Here is a 23,686-nt window from a genome sequence, read left to right as displayed (position 1 = left end):
ATGAAAGTTTTGAAACGATTATTATCGAGGATCACGCTTTATCCAACTGTCTTTCTTGCTGGCTTTATTTACCTCTTGCTAGCTACCATTTTTTCTGAATTGTCACCCTTTCTTCTCCAAAAGATGATCGATGGGCCTTTGACTGCACTGACCCACGGTGGCGGGCGAGGGGACTTGCTTCAGATGGGAGGCTTTTATCTCTTGGTCTTGAGCCTGGGGCAGCTGATTAGCTACATGGGCAATCGGATCTTGCTACATGGAAGTAATCAAGTAACCGCTAGTCTGAGAGACCAAGCCTTTCAAGTCATGCAAGGGCTGCCTATTTCTTATTTTGATGATAAGCCAGCTGGGAAGATCGCGACAAGAATTGTCAATGATACGGAGACCTTGCGGACCCAGTTTTATAACTCTTGTATGATTTTAGTCATCTACTTGGTGCGTTTCCTCTTTATCCTAGGGATTCTCTTTTACCTGAGTCCTATGATGGGCCTTCTCTTGTGTTTGGTCTTTCCAATTTTCTATGGGATCCAGTATCTCTACAAGGTCATGACGGACCAGCCTATGAAGGATTTCTTTGATGCGCGAAGCGAGGTCAATACCCAGGTCAATGAACTCTTGCACGGTGCCAGTATGATTCAACTCTATCATCAAGAGCCTGGTGTGGTGGATGAGTTTGAAGCCACTACCCAGAAGATGTTAGGAGCTAATGATCGAATCCTCCTGGCTGATTCTATCGCTTCTTGGACCTTGACGGAATTGCTCAAGTTTTTAGTGATTGCGGGCATTTTGACCATCGCTGGGATTTCTTTCCTACAAGGCAATATCGGTGTGACTGCTGGTTTCTTATTTATCAATATTAACTATGTGATTAATCTATTTGATCTCATGGCCAATCTTAGTCGTCAATTCCCAAATATTCGGCGATCCTTAGAAACGGGGAGCCGCGTCCTTGCTTTCTTAGACCAACCGTTAGAGGCCGATGGTGCATCGGAACTGAAGATAGAAAAAGCTCAAGTCGTGTTTGACGACGTTCAATTTGCCTATGAAGAAGGCAAGCCAGTTCTGCGGGATATTGCCTTTCAGGCTAGTCCAGGTCAAACCATCGCTCTTGTGGGCCATACTGGATCGGGTAAGTCTTCGATTATGAACCTGCTCTATCGTTTTTATGATCCTCAAGAAGGAGCGATTTTGATCGATGGTCAAGATATTCGCCAAGTTTCTCGTGAGAGCCTGCGAAGACACATGGGGATTGTTCTGCAGGATCCTTATCTATTTACAGGGACTATTGCTAGTAATGTGGCCATGAGTCAGGATCACATTGATCGGAATGCGGTCAAAGATGCCTTGAAAAAAGTCGGAGCTTGGCCCTTTGTAGAGCGCCTTGAAAAGGGGATAGACCATCCAGTCGTAGAAAAAGGATCTGCCTTTTCAAGTGGTGAGCGCCAATTGATTTCTTTTGCGCGGACGCTCTATATGAATCCGCAAATTCTGATTTTGGATGAGGCAACCTCTCACATCGATACGGAAACAGAAGAAATCATCCAACAGGCTATGGCAGTCCTGCAAAAGGGCCGGACCACCTTTATCATTGCCCATCGCTTGTCCACTATCCAAGATGCGGATCAGATCTTAGTCTTATCTGAAGGACGCATTGTGGAGCGTGGTAGACACGAGGAACTGGTTGCACAAGGCGGGATCTATGCCCAGATGAATGCCATCCAGCAAACAGTGGTGTAAGATTGTCGTGTAAAGAAAAAGATTGAAAACCAGCCTGTATCTAGTATATAGGCTGGTTTTATGCTATAATGAAGTGATAATAGTGAGGTGATCCAGATGTATATTGAAATGGTAGATGAGACTGGTCAAGTCTCTGACGAAATCTTAAAACAAACGCAAGAAATTTTAGAATTTGCTGCTCAAAAAATTGGGAAAGAAGACAAGGAAATGGCTGTGACTTTTGTAACCAATGAACGCAGTCATGAACTAAATCTTGAATACCGTGATACGGATCGTCCGACGGATGTCATCAGTTTAGAATACAAGCCAGAGATGGAGATTTCTTTTGATGAGGAAGACCTTGCAGAAAATCCAGAATTGGCAGAGATGATGGCTGAATTCGATACCTATATTGGTGAGCTCTTTATTTCAATTGACAAGGCGCGTGAGCAAGCCGAAGAATATGGCCACAGCTTTGAGCGCGAAATGGGATTTTTAGCAGTGCATGGTTTTCTTCACATCAATGGCTATGATCACTATACGCCGGAGGAAGAAAAGGAAATGTTTGGCTTACAGGAAGAGATTTTGACAGCCTATGGACTCACAAGACAATAAGCGAAAATGGAAAAATCGGGACTTCACTTCAAGTCTGGAGTTTGCGATAACAGGAATTTTCACAGCGATCAAAGAAGAGCGCAATATGCGCAAGCATGCCTTATCAGCCCTTGTAGCAATTCTTGCTGGTTTGGTATTTAGGATTTCTGCGATAGAATGGCTCTTTTTATTGCTCAGTATCACCTTGGTGATTGCTTTTGAAATTATGAATTCAGCCATTGAAAATGTGGTGGATTTAGCGAGTAACTACCATTTCTCCATGTTGGCAAAGAATGCCAAAGACATGGCAGCTGGAGCAGTCCTCGTCGTATCAGGCTTTGCCCTACTAACAGGACTGGTGATTTTTGTGCCCAAATTCTGGGCCTTGGTATTTGGATAAGAGGGAGTATGCCCTCGTGAAAGGATAATATGACATTTAAATCAGGCTTTGTAGCCATTTTAGGACGTCCCAATGTTGGGAAGTCAACGTTTTTGAACCACGTCATGGGGCAAAAAATTGCCATCATGAGTGACAAGGCGCAGACAACGCGCAATAAGATTATGGGGATTTATACGACGGATAAGGAACAGATCGTCTTTATCGATACCCCAGGGATTCACAAACCCAAGACAGCGCTTGGAGACTTCATGGTGGAGTCGGCCTATAGCACCCTTCGAGAAGTGGATACCGTTCTCTTTATGGTGCCAGCAGATGAGCCACGTGGGAAGGGCGATGACATGATCATCGAGCGTCTCAAGGCTGCTAAGGTGCCGGTTATTCTGGTGGTCAACAAGATCGACAAGGTGCACCCTGACCAACTCTTGGCGCAAATCGATGACTTCCGTAGTCAGATGGATTTCAAGGAAATCGTGCCGATTTCAGCCCTCCAAGGAAACAATGTTTCGCGTTTGATTGATATTTTGAGTGAAAACTTGGAAGAAGGTTTCCAATATTTCCCTGCCGACCAAATCACTGACCATCCAGAGCGCTTCTTGGTCTCTGAAATGATCCGTGAAAAGGTTTTGCATTTAACGCGGGAAGAAATTCCCCACTCTGTGGCAGTAGTCGTGGATTCTATGAAGCGGGATGAAGAGACAGATAAGGTACATATCCGTGCAACCATCATGGTCGAGCGCGATAGCCAAAAAGGGATTGTCATCGGAAAAGGCGGCGCCATGCTCAAGAAGATTGGAACCCTTGCGCGTAAGGATATCGAGCTCATGCTAGGGGACAAAGTCTTCCTAGAAACCTGGGTCAAGGTCAAGAAAAATTGGCGGGATAAGAAATTAGACCTAGCTGATTTCGGATACAACGAAAAAGAATATTAAGAAGAGGTGGGCAGAAGCCTGCTTCTTGTTTTTAGAGAAGGAGAAGCTATGCCTGAATTACCAGAAGTAGAGACGGTTCGACGCGGTCTTGAGAAATTAATTCTTGGGAAAACCATCCAGTCCGTGGAAGTAAAGTATCCAAAGATGATTCAGACGGATCTGGATACTTTTCGTCAAGATCTCCCAGGCCAAGAAATTCGGGTCATGGGGCGCCGTGGGAAATACCTTTTATTTTATCTGACGGATCTGGTCCTCATCTCGCATTTGCGGATGGAAGGCAAGTATTTCTTTTATCCAGACGAGGTTCCTCTTCGCAAGCATGCCCATGTCTTCTTTCATTTTACAGATGGTAGCACCCTGGTCTATGAAGATGTCCGCAAGTTTGGGACCATGGAAGTCCTAGTACCTGAGCTTGTCGACAGCTATTTTTTGGCGAAAAAAATTGGTCCAGAGCCGACGGAAGCGGATTTTAAAGCACCAGCCTTCCAAGCAGCTCTTAAAAAATCAAAGAAACCCATTAAATCAGCTCTTTTAGACCAAAAATTAGTGGCTGGTCTGGGCAATATCTATGTGGATGAGGTCCTTTATCGAGCCAAGGTTCATCCAGCCCGTTTGGGTCAAAGCTTGACTGCTAGAGAAGCCAAAGTAATCCGCAAAGAAACGATTGCTGTGCTTGCTCAAGCTGTTAAAAAGGGTGGCTCCACCATTCGCTCCTACAGCAATGCTTTTGGAGAAGACGGCACCATGCAGGAAGAACACCAGGTCTATGGAAAAACAGGCCAGCCGTGTTTGCGCTGCGGGACGCCGATTGAGAAAATTCAGCTGGGGGGACGCGGAACCCATTTTTGCCCCCACTGCCAAAAGGAGAACTAGATGGCAAGAATCATCGGATTAACAGGAGGGATTGCTTCAGGAAAGTCCACTGTGACCTCCTATCTGAGAGAAAAAGGGTATCCTGTCATTGATGCGGATCAAGTGGTTCATGATTTGCAAGCACCAGGAGGAGCCCTCTACCGTGTCCTAGTAGATCATTTTGGTAGAGAGATCCTTACCAAAGAAGGAGAGTTGGATCGCGTCGCTTTGGGTCAGCGGATCTTTTCAGACCCTAGTGAACGAGACTGGTCCAATCGCGTCCAAGGCAGGCTTATTCGTGAGGCTCTAGCAGAGGTAAGAGATAGACAAGCTGCACAATCCGATCTCTTTTTTATGGATATTCCACTCTTAATTGAACAAGGCTATGAAGAGTGGTTTGAATCTGTCTGGTTGGTAGCTGTATCAAAAGAAACCCAGCTCAAACGCCTGATGGAACGCAACCACTTATCAGAACTGCAGGCCCAAGAACGCATCGCGTCTCAAATGCCGCTAGATGAAAAAAGAGTCCATGCAGATCTGGTCTTAGACAATAATGGCGATCTAACGGCCCTCTATGCCCAATTAGATGCAGCCCTAAAACAATTAGAAAGAAGATGATTTTATCACAAGAGAAATCAATTGGCGTAAAAATCTATATATTGCCTGGATCGGGTGCTTTTTCATCGGAGCCAGCCTTTCTTTAGTCGTCCCTTTTATGGCCCTCTTTGTGGAAGAGTTGGGTGTTACGGGTAAGGCTGTTCCCCTTTATGCTGGGATTGCCGTCGCGAGTTCTTCTGTGACTTCCGCGATCATGTCCCCCATCTGGGGGAGCCTGGCCGACCGCTATGGTCGAAAACCTATGATGCTTAGAGCTTCCATTGCCATGACGCTGACCATGGGAGGCATTGCCTTTGTCCCTTCTGTCTTTTGGCTCTTGGTCCTGCGCTTGCTCAATGGGGTCTTTTCAGGCTTTGTTCCCAATAGTACAGCCCTGATTGCCAGTCAAGTTCCCAAGGACCAATCTGGCTATGCCCTAGGGACTTTGTCGACTGGTGTCGTAGCTGGAACCTTGATGGGCCCTTTGATTGGGGGTCTCATTGCTGAAAATCTAGGCATGCGCAATGTCTTTCTCTTGGTCGGCTTCTTCTTATTTTTGGTTTCCCTCTTAACCTTCTGGGGCATTGAGGAAGACTATGAGCCCCTTCCAAAAGAAGAACAAAAATCCAGCTGGGAGTTGCTCATGTCCATTCAGCAAAAAGATATCCTCTTGGGTCTCTTTTTGACCAGCATGACCATTCAAATGATCGCCCAATCTATTTCTCCGATCCTGCCTCTTTATGTGCGAGCTTTGGGACAAAGAGATAACCTGATCTTCGTATCGGGGATGATTGTTTCAGCTATGGGAGTCTCTAGTATGCTCTTTTCGGGTTGGATGGGAAAACTCGGAGACCGAATCGGGAATCACCGGCTCTTATTAATCGCCCTTCTTTACAGTGGCTGTCTCTATATCCTTTGTGCCCAAGCGCAAACACCCCTACAATTAGGAATCTTACGTTTCCTCTTTGGGATCGGGACAGGAGCCCTACTACCTGGAGTTTCTGCATTATTGAATCGATTAACCCCTCCTGAAGGGATTTCTCGGATCTTTAGCTACAACCAGCTCTTTTATTACTTAGGTGGTGTATTAGGGCCAATGATGGGATCGAGTATTTTCATGCATTTTGGCTATCATTGGGTATTTTACGGTACAGCCCTTTTGGCTTTTACCGATTTGATGTTCCTCTTGTTCTTATTTAGAAAGTATTTGAAAGTGAGAGACGTACGTGCGAATTAAAGTTCAATTGACTTGCACCAGCTGTGGGAGTCAGAATTATTTGACCAGTAAGAATACCAAAACCCATCCTGAAAAGATCCAGGTCTTGAAGTATTGTCCCAAGGAAAGAAAAGTAATCTTACATATTGAATCAAAATGATTTTCATGATATAATAGTTTAGATTTTAAGGAGTTTTAATTATGAGCGGAGCATTAACAACTATTTTACTAGTATTATCAGTATTGATTATTATTGCAATCTTTATGCAACCAACGAAAAACCAATCGAGCAACGTCTTTGACGCAAGCTCAAATGACTTATTTGAACGATCAAAAGCGCGCGGGTTTGAAGCCGTGATGCAACGCTTAACAGCTGTTATGATCTTCTTTTGGTTATTGATTGCGATGATTTTAATGGTACTTTCTAGTAGATAAGATAGGCTCAGACAATGTCTTTGCCTATTTTTATTTTGCAAAACGATATCCCAACCAGATAGAAAAAAGGAGGCTGGATAACCAGCAAATACATTCATGAAAACAAGTATTAAAGAATATTTACAAGAGCATGACAAAGTCCAGATCAATGATCTGGCAGCGGCTCTAGGAAAAGAAGGGTCTAAGGATTTCCGTGACTTGGTCAAAACCATCTCTCTGATGGAACGCCGTCATGAGTTGAAATTCGAAGATGATGGCTCTCTTCGTTTGGCTCAAAAGAAGGCCCCAGCCATTACTCTCAAGGGGATTTTTCATGCCCATAAAAATGGCTTTGGCTTTGTCAGTTTAGAGGGCGAAGAAGAGGACCTCTTTGTTGGCCGAAATGATGTCAACCACGCTATCGATGGCGACACCGTTGAGATCGTTATTACCAAGGTAGCAGACCGAAACAAGGGAACGGCAGCAGAAGCTAAGATTATTGATGTCTTGGAACATAGCATCAAAACGGTAGTTGGACAAATTGTCCTGGATGAGGAAAAACCTAAATATGCCGGCTACATTCGTTCGAAAAATCAAAAAATCAGCCAGCTGATCTATGTGAAGAAGCCAGCCATCCAATTGGAAGGGACCGAAATCCTCAAGGTCGAAATTGATCAATACCCGAGCCGCAAGCACAATTATTTTGTAGCGACGGTACGGGATGTGGTCGGTCATGTGACAGATCCAGGAATCGATGTCTTGGAAGTGTTAGAATCCATGGACATCGTCTCAGAATTTCCAGAAGAAGTGCTGAAAGAGGCTGCGCAGGTTCCAGATGCACCGTCTGCTATGGATTTAGAGGGACGCTTGGATCTGCGAGATGAGATCACCTTTACCATTGATGGGGCAGATGCCAAAGACTTGGACGATGCGGTCCATATCAAGCTACTCAAGAACGGCAACTTTGAGCTGGGTGTTCATATCGCAGATGTTTCTTATTATGTTACAGAAGGTTCAGCACTTGACAAGGAAGCTCTGAATCGGGCAACCTCTGTCTATGTGACTGACCGAGTAGTACCCATGTTACCAGAGCGTCTCTCCAATGGGATTTGTTCTTTAAATCCGAATGTGGATCGCCTGACCCAGTCTGCCATCATGGAGATTGATCCTCATGGCAAGGTTGTCAAGCATACCATTACCCAAACAGTGATCAAGACAACCTTCCGAATGACCTATAGCGACGTCAATGATATCTTAGCAGGAGACGAAGAAAAGGCTCAAATCTTTAAGAAAATTGTCCCAAGTATTCATCAAATGGCCACCTTGCACGGCATTTTAGAGAGTATGCGGATTCGCCGCGGAGCCCTTAATTTTGATACCAATGAGGCTAAAATTCTGGTCAATAAAGAAGGAAAACCGGTCGATATCGTCCTTCGTCAAAGAGGAATTGCCGAGCGGATGATTGAGTCCTTTATGCTGATTGCTAATGAGACAGTGGCGGAGCACTTTACACGACTGAAACTGCCGTTCATCTACCGGATTCACGAAGATCCAAAAGCAGAAAAAGTACAGAAGTTTATCGATTATGCTTCTAGCTTTGGGATCCAAATCTACGGAACGGCTAGTGAGATGAGCCAAGAAGCCCTGCAAGAAATTATGCGCAAGGTCGAAGGAGAACCCTATGCAGATGTCCTTTCGATGATGTTGTTGCGCTCGATGCAGCAGGCCCGCTACTCAGAGCATAACCATGGCCACTATGGGCTTGCTGCTGAGTATTATACCCACTTTACCAGTCCCATTCGTCGGTATCCGGACCTGATGGTTCATCGAATGGTGCGCGAATATGGAAAATCCCAAGAAGTAGCAGAGCACTTTGAGCAAGTTCTTCCAGACATTGCCAGCCAATCCTCTAGTCGGGAACGCCGAGCTATTGATGCAGAGCGCGAAGTAGAAGCCATGAAGAAGGCAGAATACATGGAAGACTATGTTGGGGAAGAGTACGATGCCGTGGTTTCCAGTGTGGTGAAATTTGGCCTCTTTGTGGAGTTGCCAAATACAGTTGAAGGCTTGATCCATATTACCAATCTTCCTGAATTCTACCATTTTAACGAAAGAGATCTCACCCTTCGGGGAGAAAAATCGGGAGTGACCTTCCGTGTCGGTCAGCAAATCCGAATCAAGGTAGAAAGAGCCGACAAGATGACAGGAGAGATTGATTTCTCTTATATTCCAAGTGAATGGGATGTCGTCGAAAAAGGCCTCAAGGCTAAAGGGCGTGACCGAGATGGTAATCGCAGGGATCGCAGACGCAAGGACAAAAAAGTTTCTAAGGGATCAACCGCTAGAAAAGATGACAAACGGAAAGATTCTTCATCTAAATCCAAAAAGAAAAAAGGGAAGAAACCATTTTACAAGGAAGTAGCAAAGAAAGGAGCCAAACATGGCAAAGGGCGAAGGAAAGGTAGTCGCGCAAAATAAAAAGGCGAGACATGACTACACCATCGTGGATACAATAGAAGCAGGGATGGTGCTGACGGGGACAGAGATCAAAAGTGTCCGTGCAGCACGCATTAACTTGAAAGATGGTTTTGCACAAGTAAAAAATGGCGAAGTTTGGCTTAGCAATGTCCACATTGCCCCTTACGAGGAAGGCAATATTTGGAACCAAGATCCAGACCGTCGTCGCAAGCTCCTGCTTCATAAAAAGCAAATCCAAAAGCTGGACCAAGACACCAAAGGGACCGGAATGACCTTGGTGCCTTTGAAGGTCTATCTCAAGGATGGCTATGCCAAATTGCTTTTGGGGCTCGCTAAAGGGAAACATGATTATGACAAGCGTGAGTCCATCAAACGTCGGGAACAAAACCGAGACATCGCACGGGTCATGAAACAGTACAATACACGTTAAAGAAAAAGGCAGTTTTGAAACTTGTTTCAGATCTGTCTTTTTGTGGTAACGGGTTCTCCTTTTTCCAACTTGTAAAAAGGGGCTTTTTTATGTATGATAAGGGTAGTGAAAGAAAAAGGAGAAGCAGCATGACACAAAAATTGATTGCTTACAAGCGCATGCCTATCTGGACCAAGGATACCATGCCAGAAGCTCTTCAAAGAAAGCACAATACTAAGGTAGGAACCTGGGGAAAGATTACAGTTTTAAAGGGTCAGTTACGATTTATTGAATTGACCGAAGAGGGGGAAGAAATCGCGAGCCACCTCTTTGAAGCAGGAGCAGAGACCCCCATGGCCGAGCCCCAGGCCTGGCATCGTGTCGAAGCGGCGACTGACGATGTGGAGTGGTACCTGGAATTTTACTGTGAGCCAAAAGACTATTTCCCCAAAAAATACAACACCAATCCTGTCCATTCAGAAGTGCTAGAAGCAGTGGGAATTGTCCCCGCTGGAAAGGCATTGGATCTAGGATGCGGGCAAGGACGCAACGCCCTCTTTTTGGCCCAACATGGCTTTGACGTGACGGCCGTCGATCAAAATGAACTGGCTCTTGAGATCTTACAAAGTATTGTCGCTGAGGAAGATCTAGAGATGCCTGTGGGTCTCTATGATATCAATGCTGCTGCACTCACCCAAAACTATGATTTCATCGTATCGACTGTGGTCCTCATGTTTTTAGACGCTGATCGGATTCCAGCGATTATCCGCAATATGCAAGAGCATACCAATCCAGGTGGCTACCATCTCATTGTCTGTGCCATGGATACAGAAGATTATCCTTGCCAGATGCCTTTCTCGTTCACCTTTAAAGAAGGAGAATTGGCGGAGTATTACAAGGATTGGGAATTGGTCAAATACAATGAAAATCCTGGCCATCTCCATCGTCGAGATGAGAATGGCCATCGGATTCAACTTCGATTTGCAACCATGTTGGCAAAGAGAAAATAGAGAAAAAGCAGGATCCTAGCATCCTGATTTTTTGCTTTCTACAAACAAGTTGAACAAGGTGATCTGAATGTTGTTCATTTGCCAAAAAGAAAAACCTTCTCCATAAAGGTAGGAGAAGGTTGGGGAATTTAGTTCCAGCTAGCAAAGTCACAGACGCTGAGAATGATCGTCCCGATTTCGATTGGCTCTTCTTTCGCACCGGATTCTAACCAGGTCACAATCACAGATTCAATCGTAGCTATGAAAATCTCTAGACCATACTTGTATGGAACTTGAAAGTCTGAAATGATATGTTCCTTTGCATGGGGAGTATCGTCTAGTGCATGGAGAGTAAAACTTCTTACTAATTTACGGAAGTCCGAGCAACAGGATTGTGACAATGCATAAATAAAATCATAATTCTCTTTAATAGCTGTCAAGACATTGAGAAAGTTCACCTTGACAGGGCTTCCTTCAACGAAGAGGCTATCTAATTCTTGCATCATGTCCATTTTCATTTGCTCAAACATGTCGTATTTATCGACATAGTGCAAGTAGAAGGTCCCTCGGTTTATCCCAGCGCTTTCAGTTAATTGTCGAATAGTGATGCTATCAAACGGTTGTTGCAAGAGCAGTTTTGAGAGCGCATTTCGTAAGTCTGACTTGGTTGTCGTGTGTCTTTGGCGTGCCATATGTCCCCTTCTGTAGTTGTATCAATCGATTTCTATTTATTTGACGTTAAAATAATTTATTTCTTAAATAATTTAACGCCACAACAAATAGCATTATACTCCAAAAAAATAAATTAGACAATATTTCTCATTTTTGTACAAATAATGAAAAATGTACAAAAATTTTACAAGTTTATGAATGACGGGCACTGACAAGATTTTGTGAAAACCTCACAACAATTAGTGATTTAAAATAATTCCCTCCTAAAAAAATGGTCAGGAAATTTTTAGGAAATGAAGAAACAAGATGGAGAAGCTTGTGTAATGAACAAAAACCAGCACCGTTGAAGTGCTGGTTTCTTTATTTGATAAAAGTTGTCACGATCAAATTAAAATTTAAGATGGTTAAGACAATTGCAACGAGATAGCCTAAGAACGTATTCCATTTCGCATTGACATGCTCTCCCATGATTTCCTTGTTGGAGGTGAAATAAACCAGAGGGAAGATAGAGAAAGGAAGAGCAGCTGATAGGAAGACTTGAGAATAAACCAGAAGGTCATCGAGGACATGTTCCTGATCTCCAAATAAGATCGCAACGATGATGACAGGAAGAAGGGCAATGATCCGAGTCATGAGACGAACGACCCATTGTGGCAGGCGGAATCTCAAGAAACCTTCCATAACGATTTGACCGGTTAGGGTCCCGGTAATGGTTGAATTTTGACCACTGGCTAACAAAGCGATGGCAAAGAGGGTGGACAAGAAGGGACTGGCGATAGCACCAGCAATATGGTTATCCTTGAGGGCGTTGTACATGCTAGAGAAAGCACCGATCTTATCTCCGTGACCAAAGAAGAGGGCTGCTCCAAGAATCAAGAGGAGGGAGTTGACGACGAAAGCCAAACTCAATTCAATATTTGAATCCCAGGTCATAAAGCGCACTGCCCGTTTGATATCTGCTGGATCCTTGTAATCGACTTTTCGTGTTTGCGAAATGGAAGAGTGGAGATAGAGGTTGTGAGGCATTACGGTTGCACCGATGATCCCAAGCGCCAAGGTTAAGGCTTCATTTCCTTTTGGAAGTCCAATTCCCAGCACCTCTTTTTGAGGGAGGAAGCCAGCGAAGATTCCTCCGATATCTGGTTTCGATAGGAAAACCAGATAGCCAAAAATTGCAAGGATCGTGAGGATCAAGGTTGAAACGATGGCCTCGATCTTTCGAAATCCTAGATGCATGAGTCCTAGTAATAGGAAGACATCAAAGATGGTGATCAGGATAGAAAAGAGCAAGGGCCAGCCAAAAAGAAGGTGGAGGGCAATCCCTGATCCGATGACTTCAGCCAAATCTGTCGCCATCAAGGCAAGCTCGATCACAATCCAAAGGGTATAGCGAAGCCATTTTGGCAAATGATGGGCGGTTGTTTGGGCCAGATCCTTACGATGGACAATCCCTAGTTTACCAGCCATTTGTTGCAACTGCATGGCGATTAAAGACGAGAGAAGAACCACTGATAAGAGGAGGTAGCGGTATTGGGCCCCTCCGACGACACTAGTAATCCAGTTTCCCGGATCCATATAGCCGACAGCTACTAGACTTCCTGGTCCTGAAAAGAGCAGGAGTGTCTTCCAAAAAGGGATCCCTTTTGGCACGTCAATAGATTGGTTGATTTCTTGAAGTGATTTCCTTTCAAACTGTTGTAAACTCACGATGAGCCTTCTTTCTAAGAATAAATCAAATTTGTCTCTAATTATAGCATAAAATTTATAATAGTTCATGATAATTTAGGATAACCTTGTTTTCTGCTACCTCGATTTCTTTGTAATCTATCAGAAAAGGACTATAATAGAGTTAGGAAGTAGGAGGGAGGAGAAGAAATGGCCTATATCGAAATGCAGCATTGTTACAAGCGCTATACGAGTGGGGAGACTGAGATTTTCGCTAACCAGGATGTTTCCTTTGAAATTGAAAAAGGCGAGTTGGTCATTATTTTGGGAGCATCAGGTGCTGGAAAATCAACGGTTCTCAATATCTTAGGAGGGATGGACACCAATGACGAGGGTCAGATTCTGATTGATGGGGTGGATATTGCAAAGCTCAATGCTCATCAACGAACCAGTTATCGACGAGATGACGTTGGCTTTGTCTTTCAATTCTATAATTTGGTCCCTAATTTGACAGCTAAGGAGAATGTTGAGTTGGCGTCAGAAATTGTCTCTGATGCTCTAGATCCGGAAGCTGTTTTAAGAGAAGTAGGACTTGGCAAACGTCTTAATAATTTTCCTGCTCAATTGTCAGGCGGCGAGCAACAACGGGTGGCGATCGCTCGCGCAGTGGCGAAAAATCCAAAAATCCTCCTTTGTGATGAGCCGACGGGAGCCTTGGATTACCAGACGGGTAAGCAAGTATTGGGGATTTTACAGGATATGTCTCGAAAAAAGGGAGCGACGGTCATCATCGTAACCCATAATGGTGCCCTAGCTCCGATTGCAGACCGTGTGATTCGCATGCATGATGCCAAGGTCAAGTCGGTAGAAATCAATGAATTTCCTCAAGATATTGCTACACTGGAGTATTAGAAGAGGTGGTAGCATGAAACGAAAAGTCTATTGGAAGGATCTATTTGCTTCCTTTGCACATTCAAAAGGACGTTTTCTCTCCATCTTAACCTTGATGTTATTGGGAAGCTTGGCCTTAGTTGGCTTAAAGGTGACCACTCCAAATATGCACCGAACGGCTAACCAGTTTATTCAGCAACAAAAGATGCTAGATCTTGCTGTCATGGGGGACTTGGGATTAGACCAGGCAGATCAAGAGGAGCTTTTAGGACTCAAAGGGGCGCGTGTCGAATTTGGTTCCCTGCTGGATTTGACAGTGAAAGGAACGGGAGAGGCAATTCGACTTTTTTCTGCCCCAAAGAGCCTTTCTTCTTTTCGTGTGACTAAGGGGCGCCTACCACAAAAAGAAGGGGAACTGGCCCTAGCAAGTTTTTGGGAGGATCGCTATCAGATAGGGGATAGCCTCACACTTGAAGAAAAGGCTGGAACGCGCTCTAGTTTAAAGCGAAAGCAATTTACCGTTGTTGGCTTTGTACAATCCTCTGAGATGTGGTCTCAAAAGAATTTAGGCACTGCCATGAGTGGCAGTGGGAATCTGGATGCCTATGCTCTGGTTTCAAAAGAAGTCTTCACCACCAAACTTCCCGCGATGGCGCGGATCCAGTTTGATGATCTGAGGTCTTTAGATTCTTTTTCGCAAGTCTACCAAAAACGGCTCGAAGCTCATCAAGAAGAGTTAGAAAAACTTCTGAAAGACAATGGAAAGGCCCGCTATCAAAGACTCAAGCAGGAGGCTGATGGGCAGATTCAAAAAGGCCAGAAAGAACTCAGTCGTGCCAAGGAAACACTCCAGTCAGCCAAGAGTCAGATCGATCAGGCTCAAAAGCAATTAGATTTGCAGGAGGCCCAGTTCAAGAAAATAGCTCCATTTCTGCCAGCTAAAGAGCAAGCAGCCAGTCAAGAAAAGATCCATCAAGCCAAAGAACAACTGGATCAGAAAAAGAAAGACTGGGCTACAGGTGAAACGGAGCTTGCAAAAAAAGAGGAGGAGCTAAAAAAAGCGCAAAGGGAGCGAGATCAGCTGGAGATTCCAACTTATCATATCTATGACCGCAAGACTATGCCAGGTGGACAAGGTTACCTGATGTATAGCAATGCCAGTAGCAGTATTTCCGCTGTCGGAAATATTTTTCCGGTTGTTCTTTATCTAGTAGCCGCCATGGTGACCTTTACCACGATGACCCGCTTTGTCGATGAAGAGCGAACCAATGCAGGTATTTTTAAGGCGCTGGGCTATCGTACCAGGGACATCATTCTCAAATTTGTCCTCTATGGATTCTTTGCAGGGACGATCGGTACCCTTCCAGGAACCTTGCTGGGCCATTATTTCCTATCGGGGATCATTTCCAACATTATCACGCAAGGGATGGTGATTGGAGAGAGCAGAGAGTATTTTTATGGGGATATGACTCTGATTGCGCTCGGACTGTCTTTCATCGCGAGTGTGCTTCCGGCTTACTGGGTTTCTCGCAAGGAATTAAAAGAAGAAGCCAATCTTTTATTACTGCCTAAACCACCGGTATCCGGTTCGAAGATTTTCATAGAGCGTCTCCATTTTATTTGGAAGCGTCTGAGTTTCACCCATAAGGTCACTGCTCGTAATCTCTTTCGTTACAAACAACGGATGCTGATGACCATTTTTGGAGTGGCAGGTTCTGTTGCTCTCCTCTTTGCAGGGCTAGGGATTCAATCTTCTGTAGGAGGGGTTTCTAAACGCCAATTTCAAGAGATCCTATCCTATGAGTTGATTGTAGTCAAAAAAACGAATGCATCAAGCCAAGAAAGCAAGCAACTAACCAATCGTCTGGAAAAATCAGATATCAAAGATTATCGAGCCATCTATAGTAAGGTCATCGAAGCATCTTTAAAGGGTGGACGCGACAAGCAGACCATTACGATGATGGTTACGGATCGTGCAGATTTTTCTCCCTTTGTCATCCTGCGTTCTCTCAAGCAAGGAGAGCCCTTGTCTCTCAAGAAAGGGGTTATCATCAGTAGTAAGCTAGCACAACTTGCCAGGGTTACAGTTGGCGATCGACTAACCTTAGATGGTCACACTTTTAAGGTGGAGGGAATCACTGAAAATTATGTCGGCCATTTTGTCTATATGGATCAGGCAAGTTACCAAAAAATCTACGGAAAGCGGACTTCAGCAAATAGCTATTTGCTGCAGTTGAAAAATCCTTCTACACGACAAGTGCAGGCTATCAGTCAGGATATGATGAATCTTGCAGCTGTGAAGGCAGTTAGTCAGAATGCTTCGATGATTTCCCTCTTTAATTCAGTTGCCAAATCCTTGGACACCACTATGATGATTCTAGTAGTCGTATCGATCTTGCTAGCCATCGTGATCTTGTATAATTTAACCAATATCAATGTGGCAGAGCGGATCCGGGAATTATCGACCATTAAGGTCTTAGGATTCCATAATAAGGAAGTGACGCTCTATATTTACCGCGAAACCATCTTATTGTCTATCATAGGGATCATCATAGGATTAGGAGGTGGCTATTATCTTCATCAATTCCTCATTGCCATGATAGCACCAGATGCCATTCTCTTTTACCCTAAAGTGGGACTTGGCGTTTTTCTCTTTCCTGTCGGAGGAATGCTCCTTCTCTTGATCCTGTTAGGAATTTATGTTGACCATTATCTCCGAAAAGTAGACATGCTCGAAGCCCTCAAATCAGTAGACTAAGATGCAAAGACGTTAAGCAACTCAAAGGAAAATAGGGAGCAGGACAGAAGCACTGTTGTATAGAATGCTTCGTTGTCCTGCCCCCACATGGCTGATTAGGATTTTTCCGAGCTCTTAAAGCGAGAGAAAAATCCAATCAGCTACTGTGCCTTTGAAGTTAGTACTATTACAGTTTGCGTTTTTCACCCAGCATTTAGGGCGTGTTCAATTCGTGTAACGGCAAGCACTATGGTGGCTTGCCTACACGAATTACTAACTCTTCGGGAGGATAGTATCTATCCTCTCTCATCCTGGCGCAATTCACTAAGATACAAAGCCTGTAGCTGATAGCGACAGGCCCTCTAGCTTTTTTTCATTTCTAGTAGCAATGAATGTTCATAAAACTTTCACCTTAGGGTGGAAGTTTTTCTTCTCTTTGTTATAATGGAGAGAAGGAGAAGATCATGACGAAAATTGCTTTACTTTCAGATATTCATGGAAATACGACAGCATTGGAAGCTGTCCTAGAGGATAGTCGAAAAGCCAAGATGGATGAATATTGGCTCTTAGGAGATAGTTTGATGCCAGGAACAGGGAGACGGGCCCTCTTGAAGCTGTTAGAGGAGTTACCTATTACGGTCAAAGTCCTTGGAAACTGGGAAGATAGTCTTTGGCGGGCTATGAGGGGGATGTTGGATGAGACTAGATCCAGTCATCGCTACCTCATGCGCCAGTGTCAATATATTCTGGAAGAAATCACGCCCCAGGAAATTGAAGACATGCAGAAAATGCCCATGCAAGTCCATAGAGAAATCGCAGGTTTAAAGATCGGCATTACCCACCACTTACCTGATAAGAATTGGGGTCGCGAATTGATCCATATTGGTGAGCAGAAGGATTTTGATCGTTTGGTGACAAACCCGTCTTGTGATATTGCAGTCTACGGACACATTCACCAGCAGTTTTTCCGCTATGGGACAGGAGGAGAACTGATTATCAATCCTGGCTCGATCGGTCAACCTTTCTTTTTAGAAAAGAATCTTCGCAAGGACCTTCGGGCCATGTATGCTATTCTTGAATTTGATCAAATGGGGTTAAAAGATGTAGATTTTAGACGGGTGGACTATGATGTCCAAAAAGAACTGCAACTTGCAAAAGACCTCCATCTTCCTTATTACCAAGTGTATTATGAAAGTTTGGTCAATGGCATTCATCATACCCACAATCATGAGCTCCTTCATGAAATTGAGCAGAGAGAAGGTCATGATCGAGAAATCGATGCTTGGCTAGAGGACTTCTTTCAATAGTGTAACTGTTGACATTACAACTAAAAAGAGTATAATAGGAATAACGAAAGTCGTCTCTTGACGGTTGTTCAATAGACTCTACCTTCAAAACGGGTAGAAAGGAGTGAAGTTATGCAAATTTCGAGTCGCTTTACCATTGGGACTCATGTCTTGATCATGATTGCTCTACAAGGAGAAAAAACAAAAGTAACCAGTGATTTTTTGGCAGGAAGTGTCGGCGTGAACCCTGTTATTATTCGAAAGACCTTGTCTCAGTTGAAGAAAGCCGGATTAATCCATGTGGCGCGTGGGACAGGCGGAGCTGAGCTCGCAAAAGCAGCCGATGAGATCAGCCTGCTGGATATCTATCAAGCGGTAGAATGCTTAGGTTCGACAGGTCAATTATTTGGCTTCCATGAACATCCAAATCCTGCTTGTCCAATTGGAAATAGCATCCATGGCGTTCTAGATGGGAAGCTGGAAGAGATTCAGCTGGCCATGGAAAAAGAAATGGCACAAATAAGTCTAGAGCAAGTAGTGAAAGAAGCTAAAATGAAGATGGAAGTAGCCTCTTAGTCCAATAAACAGAAGCTATCAATCTCTGGTAAGCAAGAGAGAAAGTTACCGATAGGAACTTGCTGATTCATTGATAGATACGTTAAAATAAAAAATTTCAGTACCTTAGATACTGAAATTTTTTTATTAATTGATGAAGGACACTAATAATGGAATGAGGGATAAACCTAAGAAGATCCAGGTCCAATAGCGATTGGGAATAAACATGAAAGAAGAAGAATCACGGTAAGCGATTCGTTGCCCTGTCTCTTCATCAATAAGATAACGAACTTCATCTGAAACAAATTTTTTTGTTAATAAATAATTTGTGGCTGCTGTAAATAGGCTGAACATGATCCCCATCAGAAAGCCATGAACTCGATTAGCGACATTAAAATGAAGGACATAAATAGCAAGGTTGGAGACAGCTCCTCCAATAAATAAAGCAAGTACAACGAGCAAGCCTTTACCACGCCAAACAATCATAAAACAATCTCCTTTTCTATCTTAATCAAAATATAGCAAATCTTTGCTAGTTTCTGTAAAGAGTCCAAAGCCATTTTTTGTCACATAGCCACAGTCTTCGATACGGACACCGACTTTACCTGGGATATAGATTCCTGGTTCGACTGAGAAGCACATTCCTTCTTCGATAACCATGTCATTTCCTTCCATAATAGAAGGGAATTCATGCACATCCATTCCGATCCCGTGTCCGAGGCGGTGGTTGAAGTATTCACCATAGCCAGCTTTTTCGATGACGCTCCGTGCAGCACGATCGACGTCGTGAGCTGTTACACCTGGTTTGATCATGTCAATGGCTGCTTGTTGAGCTTCTAAAGTCAAGTGGTAGATTTCTTTTTTGAAATCATCTGGTTTCCCAACTGCAACAGTACGAGTCATATCTGACGCATAACCATTGACCATACAGCCAAGGTCAAAGAGCAAGAGAGCATCATTTTCGACTTTGTTGCTTCCTGGAATTCCGTGTGGGTTAGCTGCATTATTTCCAGTCAAGACCATGGTTTCAAAGCTCATTTCATAACCCAATCGTTTGATACCAAAGTCGATTTCTGCTACGATATCAGTTTCTGTTTTATCCAGTGAGATGGCGTCGAATCCCATATTGACAGCCTTATCTGCATATTGACCAGCCACCAACATTTTTTGGACCTCATCAGCAGATTTGATCAAGCGCATCCGGTTAATCCGTGGTGTCAAGTTGGTAAATGTTGCTTTTTCAAAGACAGTACGCAAGCCATTGTATTTGGTAAGGATCAAGTTATCATATTCAAGTGCAACGGTTTTGGCATCAGGTTTTGCGATAGCCTCTTTAATCTTTTCCCATGGGTTTTCAGAATCCACATAGCCAACCACTTGGAAATCGACAACTGCAGTCGCCCGTTCCACTTCAAGTGCAGGAACGAAGAGAAGTGGTTCGTGGTCTGTGTAAACGAACAAGAAGAGTTGACGTTCGTGGGGATCACTGTAAAATCCAGTCAGGTAATTGATCGTGACTGGATCGGATACAACAGCGACATCTGTTTTTTCAGTTTCAAGAAAATCGACGATTTGATCTAATTTAGACATAATGCTACCTTCTTTCTATGGATCTATTTTGTCAAATTTTCCCCAAAAAAGCAAGAGTTTACAAAATTTTACCAAAATACTTGAAAGTGTTTACAATCCATGATAAAATAGGATTAATTAGAGAGTGAAAACGAAATTTTCAATAATGAAAGGAAATCTTATGAATACAGACGATACAGTAACGATTTATGATGTCGCCCGTGAAGCAGGGGTTTCAATGGCAACCGTTAGTCGTGTAGTGAATGGAAATAAGAACGTTAAAGAAAATACACGTAAAAAAGTATTAGAAGTGATCGAACGCTTGGATTACCGTCCAAATGCTGTTGCGCGTGGTCTTGCCAGCAAGAAAACCACAACAGTCGGTGTTGTTATTCCAAACATCACGAATAGTTATTTCTCTACATTGGCTAAGGGGATCGATGACATTGCTGAAATGTACAAGTACAATATTGTTCTTGCAAATAGCGATGAAGACGATGACAAAGAAGTTTCAGTGGTAAACAACCTCTTTTCAAAACAAGTGGATGGGATCATTTTCATGGGTTATCACTTGACTGAAAAGATTCGCTCAGAATTTTCACGCTCTCGTACGCCAGTTGTCCTTGCTGGGACAGTGGATGTTGAACACCAATTACCAAGTGTCAATATTGACTACAAGCAAGCAACCGTTGATGCTGTTACACAGTTGGCAAAACACAACAAGAAAATTGCTTTTGTAAGCGGCCCATTGGTGGATGATATCAATGGAAAAATTCGTTTGACAGGCTACAAAGAAGCTTTGAAAGCGAAAAAATTGAGCTATAGCGAAGGACTTGTGTTTGAATCCAAGTACCGTTATGATGAAGGTTATAACTTGGCAGAACGCATCATTGCGTCAAAAGCAACAGCTGCTTTTGTAACAGGTGATGAATTGGCTGCAGGTCTCTTGAACGGCTTGTCTGATAAAGGGATCAAAGTACCAGAAGACTTTGAAATTATCACCAGCGATGATTCACAAGTAACTCGTTACACGCGTCCAAATCTATCAACGATTGGCCAACCTTTGTATGACCTTGGTGCGATCAGTATGCGCATGTTGACCAAGATCATGCACAAAGAAGAGTTGGAAGAACGCGAAGTACTGTTGTCTCATACGATCAACCAACGTGGAACGACCAAAAATTAAGGATTAGTAGACTAGAGTCTCGATTTGGGAAGACGTGTCTACTAGTCTGAGAGGTTAGAACAGAACTGTTCTAGCCTCTTTTTTATACTGCAAACAGGTAGAGACTTGCTGGGCACTCTTTATTTCGGTATAATAGAAGGTATGAAAGTTTTACTGTATTTAGAAGGAAAATCCGTCTTACAAAAATCAGGAATTGGTCGAGCCTTGCAGCATCAAATGCATGCACTTGATTTGGCTGGTATTCCGTATACGACAGATATTTTAGGAGATTATGATGTGGTGCATATCAATACCTATGGCCCACGGAGTTTCCTTTTGCTCCATGCAGCAAAGCGTCGTGGAAAGAAAGTCATCATGCATGGCCATTCAACCCGTGAGGATTTTGAAAATTCCTTTATCGGGTCTAACTTTTTTGCGCCCTTGTTTGGGAAGTATTTGGCTCACATGTACCAAAAGGCAGACTATGTGATCACACCATCTGAGTATTCCAAACACCTGATTCAGTCTTATGGGGTGACCACACCGATTATTGCGGTCTCCAATGGGATTGATTTGGAAAAATATGAGAAGGATCCGAAAAGAGAAGAAGTCTTTCGCAAGCATTTTAATATCCAAGAAGGCCAAAAGGTTGTTATCTGTGCCGGGCTTTATTTTAAACGTAAAGGGATCGAAGACTTTGTAGAAGTAGCCCGTCGCATGCCGGATGTGCGCTTTATTTGGCTAGGTTCTATCAACAAATGGATCATTCCGCGTAAGATTCGTCGTATCGTGGAAAAGGATCATCCTAGTAATGTGGAATTCCCTGGCTACTTCAAGGGAGCGGTCTTCCAAGGGGCCATGACGGGTTCAGATGCTTTCTTTTTCCCTTCTTATGAAGAAACAGAAGGTATCGTTGTTTTGGAAGCCTTGGCCAGTCATCAGCACACGGTCTTGAGGGATATTCCAGTATACAATGGCTGGATCGACGAGACGTCATCTGAATTGTGCCACAATGTAGACGAATTTGTGGATTCCTTGAATAAGGTCTTGAACGGACAAGTAGACAAGCGAGAGGCGGGCTACAAGGTCGCTGAAAGTCGTTCGATCGACTTAGTGGCTTATCAATTGGTCGAAGCCTATCAAACAGTTTTGGAGATGTAAGATGCGTGTAGGGTTATTTACAGATACCTATTTCCCGCAAGTTTCGGGAGTGGCGACCAGTATTCGGACGCTCAAAACAGAATTAGAAAAATTGGGTCACACGGTCTTTATCTTTACGACAACGGATAAAGATGTCAACCGCTATGAAGATTGGCAGATTATTCGAATTCCAAGTGTGCCTTTCTTCGCCTTTAAGGACCGTCGGGTCGCTTATCGTGGCTTCTCAAAGGCGCTTGCCATTGCCAAGCAATACCAGCTGGATATTATCCATACCCAGACTGAGTTTTCACTGGGACTTTTAGGAGTATGGATTGGACGTGAGTTGAGGATTCCTGTCATTCATACCTACCATACCCAGTATGAGGATTATGTCCGCTATATTGCGAGAGGCATGGTCATTCGCCCAAGTATGGTCAAATACATTGTGAGAAGCTATATGAATGATTTGGACGGAGTGATCTGTCCAAGCGAGATCGTCTATGACTTGCTCCAAAAGTACAAGGTTAAGGCAGAAAAACGCATTATTCCGACAGGGATTGATTTGGCCAAGTTTGACCGACCGGAAATTACTCCGACAGAGACAGCAGCTCTTCGTGAAAAATATGAAGTAGCAGAAGATGAAACGCTTCTATTGAGCCTTTCGCGGGTTTCTTATGAAAAGAATATTCAGGCTGTTATTGCGGCCCTTCCAGACGTCTTAAAGGTCAATCAAAAAGTTAAGTTGATTGTCGCTGGAGATGGTCCTTATTTGGATGATTTGAAAAAACAGGCAGCGAAACTGGGGATTTCAGATGCGGTTGTCTTTACAGGGATGATCCCACCCAATGAAACAGCTCTCTACTATAAGGCGGCTGACTTCTTTATTTCAGCTTCAACGAGTGAGACGCAAGGTTTGACCTATTTAGAGAGTATTGCTAGTGGTACCCCGATTATTGCTCATGGCAATCCTTATCTCGAACATGTGATTGATGACCCTATGTTTGGAAAGCTCTTTTATGAGGAGAGCGATCTGGCCCAAGCAATTCTTGAAGCGATTGACGAGATGCCTGCAATTGATGAAACCAAGTGGGCGGAAAAGATCGATGATATTTCTGCAGCAACCTTTGGTCGTCGGGTCTACGAATTTTACCTGGATAAAATCATCTCTAAAGACTTCTCAAATGATTTGAATCCTGAACAAAGTCGGGTCAAGCGGATGTCTAAGACCATTGTGAAAATACCGACCAAGGTGATTGCTCTTCCGGTCAATGGATCTGTGAAAATGATGAAGGCTTCGGTCAAACAAGTGAAGAAAATCCGTAAAATCACACATTTCTTTGATTGAAAATGAAACTTTTTCTTGCAAAATTTTTCAATCGTGCTATAATAACTGACAGAGACATATCAAATCT

At 43.6% G+C, this 23,686-nt stretch carries 23 protein-coding genes; 19 read left to right on the top strand and 4 right to left on the bottom strand.

The genetic code is table 11. The features are described 5' to 3' along the window. The 12 genes from tetB(46) to tehB all read left to right on the top strand — a co-directional run bounded on the left by tetB(46) (position 1) and on the right by tehB (position 10,615). Positions 1-1,737: a tetracycline efflux ABC transporter Tet(46) subunit B gene (gene tetB(46) / locus O3602_RS01885; protein WP_371611040.1), complete on the top strand. Its 1,737-nt coding sequence runs from the start codon at positions 1-3 to the stop codon at positions 1,735-1,737. Positions 1,738-1,833: 96 nt separating this feature from the next. Then, positions 1,834-2,331, top strand: a complete 498-nt coding sequence (gene ybeY / locus O3602_RS01880; RefSeq protein ID WP_003005431.1) for an rRNA maturation RNase YbeY — start codon at positions 1,834-1,836, stop codon at positions 2,329-2,331. Further along, positions 2,312-2,710, top strand: a complete 399-nt coding sequence (locus O3602_RS01875) for a diacylglycerol kinase family protein (protein WP_371611039.1) — start codon at positions 2,312-2,314, stop codon at positions 2,708-2,710. The genes ybeY and O3602_RS01875 overlap by 20 nt, the downstream gene beginning before the upstream one ends. Before the next feature lie 29 nt (positions 2,711-2,739). After that, on the top strand, positions 2,740-3,639 hold the full coding sequence (gene era, locus O3602_RS01870) for a GTPase Era (RefSeq protein WP_003004993.1): 900 nt from the start codon (positions 2,740-2,742) through the stop codon (positions 3,637-3,639). Between the two features lie 48 nt (positions 3,640-3,687). After that, complete coding sequence (gene mutM, locus O3602_RS01865; protein WP_371611038.1) at positions 3,688-4,512, top strand: DNA-formamidopyrimidine glycosylase; 825 nt, start codon at positions 3,688-3,690, stop codon at positions 4,510-4,512. Continuing rightward, a complete protein-coding gene (coaE, locus tag O3602_RS01860) occupies positions 4,513-5,109 on the top strand; it encodes a dephospho-CoA kinase (protein WP_342977171.1) in 597 nt (198 codons plus the stop codon). Between the two features lie 16 nt (positions 5,110-5,125). Beyond that, positions 5,126-6,325 (top strand): multidrug efflux MFS transporter, encoded by a 1,200-nt coding sequence (locus O3602_RS01855; protein ID WP_227223626.1) that lies wholly within the window; start codon positions 5,126-5,128, stop codon positions 6,323-6,325. Then, a complete protein-coding gene (gene rpmG, locus O3602_RS01850; protein WP_003013480.1) occupies positions 6,315-6,464 on the top strand; it encodes a 50S ribosomal protein L33 in 150 nt (49 codons plus the stop codon). The genes O3602_RS01855 and rpmG overlap by 11 nt, the downstream gene beginning before the upstream one ends. A 41-nt stretch (positions 6,465-6,505) precedes the next feature. Further along, entirely contained in the window at positions 6,506-6,739 is a 234-nt protein-coding gene (secG, locus tag O3602_RS01845; RefSeq protein ID WP_003005710.1) for a preprotein translocase subunit SecG, read from the top strand. A gap of 96 nt (positions 6,740-6,835) precedes the next feature. Next, positions 6,836-9,196 (top strand): ribonuclease R, encoded by a 2,361-nt coding sequence (gene rnr, locus O3602_RS01840; RefSeq protein WP_003013344.1) that lies wholly within the window; start codon positions 6,836-6,838, stop codon positions 9,194-9,196. Further along, complete coding sequence (smpB, locus tag O3602_RS01835; RefSeq protein WP_003005443.1) at positions 9,159-9,626, top strand: SsrA-binding protein SmpB; 468 nt, start codon at positions 9,159-9,161, stop codon at positions 9,624-9,626. The genes rnr and smpB overlap by 38 nt, the downstream gene beginning before the upstream one ends. A gap of 128 nt (positions 9,627-9,754) precedes the next feature. Continuing rightward, positions 9,755-10,615: an SAM-dependent methyltransferase TehB gene (tehB, locus tag O3602_RS01830; RefSeq protein WP_155126781.1), complete on the top strand. Its 861-nt coding sequence runs from the start codon at positions 9,755-9,757 to the stop codon at positions 10,613-10,615. Positions 10,616-10,743: 128 nt separating this feature from the next. On the opposite strand, the gene O3602_RS01825 is transcribed toward tehB, so the two are convergent. Both O3602_RS01825 and O3602_RS01820 read right to left on the bottom strand, forming a co-directional pair. Beyond that, positions 10,744-11,286 (bottom strand): TetR/AcrR family transcriptional regulator, encoded by a 543-nt coding sequence (locus O3602_RS01825; protein ID WP_003013462.1) that lies wholly within the window; start codon positions 11,284-11,286, stop codon positions 10,744-10,746. A gap of 340 nt (positions 11,287-11,626) precedes the next feature. After that, entirely contained in the window at positions 11,627-12,973 is a 1,347-nt protein-coding gene (locus O3602_RS01820) for an Nramp family divalent metal transporter (protein ID WP_003013089.1), read from the bottom strand. A 168-nt stretch (positions 12,974-13,141) separates the two neighbouring features. On the opposite strand from O3602_RS01820, the gene O3602_RS01815 reads away from it, so the two are divergent. The 4 genes from O3602_RS01815 (at position 13,142) to O3602_RS01800 (ending at position 18,421) form a co-directional block, all read left to right on the top strand. Beyond that, positions 13,142-13,843, top strand: a complete 702-nt coding sequence (locus tag O3602_RS01815; protein ID WP_003013217.1) for an ABC transporter ATP-binding protein — start codon at positions 13,142-13,144, stop codon at positions 13,841-13,843. A gap of 13 nt (positions 13,844-13,856) precedes the next feature. Further along, positions 13,857-16,580 carry an FtsX-like permease family protein gene (locus O3602_RS01810; protein ID WP_371611037.1) on the top strand — a complete coding sequence of 908 codons (2,724 nt, stop codon included), beginning with the start codon at positions 13,857-13,859 and terminating at the stop codon, positions 16,578-16,580. A gap of 443 nt (positions 16,581-17,023) precedes the next feature. Next, positions 17,024-17,866: a metallophosphoesterase gene (locus O3602_RS01805; protein ID WP_003013207.1), complete on the top strand. Its 843-nt coding sequence runs from the start codon at positions 17,024-17,026 to the stop codon at positions 17,864-17,866. 111 nt (positions 17,867-17,977) lie between these two features. Continuing rightward, complete coding sequence (locus O3602_RS01800; RefSeq protein ID WP_003013054.1) at positions 17,978-18,421, top strand: Rrf2 family transcriptional regulator; 444 nt, start codon at positions 17,978-17,980, stop codon at positions 18,419-18,421. Between the two features lie 126 nt (positions 18,422-18,547). On the opposite strand, the gene O3602_RS01795 is transcribed toward O3602_RS01800, so the two are convergent. Together O3602_RS01795 and O3602_RS01790 are read right to left on the bottom strand one after the other, a co-directional pair. Continuing rightward, a complete protein-coding gene (locus O3602_RS01795) occupies positions 18,548-18,886 on the bottom strand; it encodes a hypothetical protein (RefSeq protein WP_003013296.1) in 339 nt (112 codons plus the stop codon). A 21-nt stretch (positions 18,887-18,907) separates the two neighbouring features. Then, positions 18,908-19,990: a Xaa-Pro peptidase family protein gene (locus O3602_RS01790; RefSeq protein ID WP_003013129.1), complete on the bottom strand. Its 1,083-nt coding sequence runs from the start codon at positions 19,988-19,990 to the stop codon at positions 18,908-18,910. A gap of 160 nt (positions 19,991-20,150) precedes the next feature. Here O3602_RS01790 and ccpA point away from each other — a divergent pair, with 160 nt between their 5' ends. The 3 genes from ccpA (at position 20,151) to O3602_RS01775 (ending at position 23,619) form a co-directional block, all read left to right on the top strand. Next, positions 20,151-21,155, top strand: coding sequence for a catabolite control protein A (gene ccpA, locus O3602_RS01785; RefSeq protein WP_371611036.1), 1,005 nt, complete (start codon positions 20,151-20,153; stop codon positions 21,153-21,155). A gap of 141 nt (positions 21,156-21,296) precedes the next feature. Next, positions 21,297-22,295 (top strand): glycosyltransferase family 4 protein, encoded by a 999-nt coding sequence (locus O3602_RS01780; RefSeq protein ID WP_371611035.1) that lies wholly within the window; start codon positions 21,297-21,299, stop codon positions 22,293-22,295. A 1-nt stretch (position 22,296) separates the two neighbouring features. After that, complete coding sequence (locus tag O3602_RS01775) at positions 22,297-23,619, top strand: glycosyltransferase family 4 protein (protein WP_125826745.1); 1,323 nt, start codon at positions 22,297-22,299, stop codon at positions 23,617-23,619. Positions 23,620-23,686 lie beyond the last annotated feature (67 nt).

Origin of the sequence: Streptococcus sp. 27098_8_186 (assembly GCF_041432055.1) — a bacterium.
Taxonomy (GTDB): Bacteria; Bacillota; Bacilli; order Lactobacillales; family Streptococcaceae; genus Streptococcus; species Streptococcus dentalis.
This window is presented reverse-complemented; position numbering and strand designations above follow the sequence as displayed.